Annotated in this window: 1 protein-coding gene; it reads left to right on the top strand. The window is 52.2% G+C overall.

Annotated elements, in window-relative coordinates:
- A partial coding sequence (locus KDK18_RS04870; RefSeq protein WP_257253608.1) for a hypothetical protein occupies positions 1 to 1288 on the top strand: 1288 nt, incomplete at both ends.

Genomic DNA, 1288 nt, shown 5'->3' with positions numbered 1-1288 from the left:
CCGGGTCGGGACGAGGCCGTTAAAGATAAGCCCATCGACTGGGAACTGCTCATGCGCATTGCTTCCATGAATCATGGCAAAGGCTTCCCGACCAAAGAGCAGGTGGAAGCCTTTATCTCCATGCCCTGCCTGAAAGAGGGCTGGAGGGAGGGTTGCGATGAAGCCGTTCAAAACAACCCGATCGATCGGAAACTGCTCATGCGCATTGCTTCCATGAATGATGGTAATGGCTTCCCGACCAAGGAGCAGGTGGAAGCCTTTATCTCTATGCCCTGCCTGAAAGAGGGCTGGCAGCCGAACCTTGATGAGACCGTTAAAGACAGCCCGATCGATCAGAGACTGTTCGCGCATATTGCCTGCATAAGTTCTCGACAGGGCTTCCCGGCTGAGGCGGACTTAAAAGTGTTTGTTCAGTGGCTGCCAGTGAACAACAGGAAACATTGCCTGAAGATGACCAGCCGGGTGTTTAAAGGCTCCGGGCTGCCCGAACAAAGCCTGTTGACGGCGAACGAGAGAGCATTTCGCCCATATCTTCCCGATCTTCCGGAACTCGCTATAGAGAGTGACTGCGAGATCAGTGATTCCGATGATGAGTGGGAGGAAGACGATGCAATGAATGTATTGCCGTCGTTCAGTTCGGCTCCCAAAAAATGGCGTATGACGATTGAAGAAACCATGAAAGTCCTGGCGCTGTTCAGTTCAGCCTCCAGAGAGTGGCGCATGACGATAGCGGAATTTGAACAATACCTGACCGCTTTCACAAACGCCCGCAACGAAAGAATGCAGGTGCTTTATGCCCTGGCATCGTTGATACCCATGCTCTTCAATCATGGCGGCGCCGGTGTTCGCTTCTGGCTGGCGAGACATAATGAACACCAACAAGACCAGAACGTACTCAGCAAGGCGCTCTCAATTCCCGCCTCCCTGGATACTGTAAAATTTGCCCTGACGCAGCTGCCTGAATCCGAGTGTCTGGATTACATTACGTTGTGTAAAAACCTGAGCCCGGTTCCTGACAAAGCGCAATGGCAGGCACTGGAGCCACTGAGGCAAAAGCTCAAGCGGCAATTTATCCTGACACAAAGCAGTCGATGGACGGTAGAGATTATCTGCTCACAGCCAGAAGCTAAACGGCCGGGCTATGTTGAAAAGTTCGATAGTTTCTCCGAAACGGTTCCTTCCATCCGTCAACTGTACCGGATACACCAGGCATTGGGATGGCGGAAAATGCAAGGTTTCCTGGATGCCTGTATTGCCCGGCAGACTGCAAATTCCCTCAATCTGAAAG

It is taken from the genome of Endozoicomonas sp. SESOKO3 (assembly GCF_024606255.1).
Note: the sequence above shows the minus strand (reverse complement) of the source record. Positions and strands in the feature narration are given on the sequence as shown.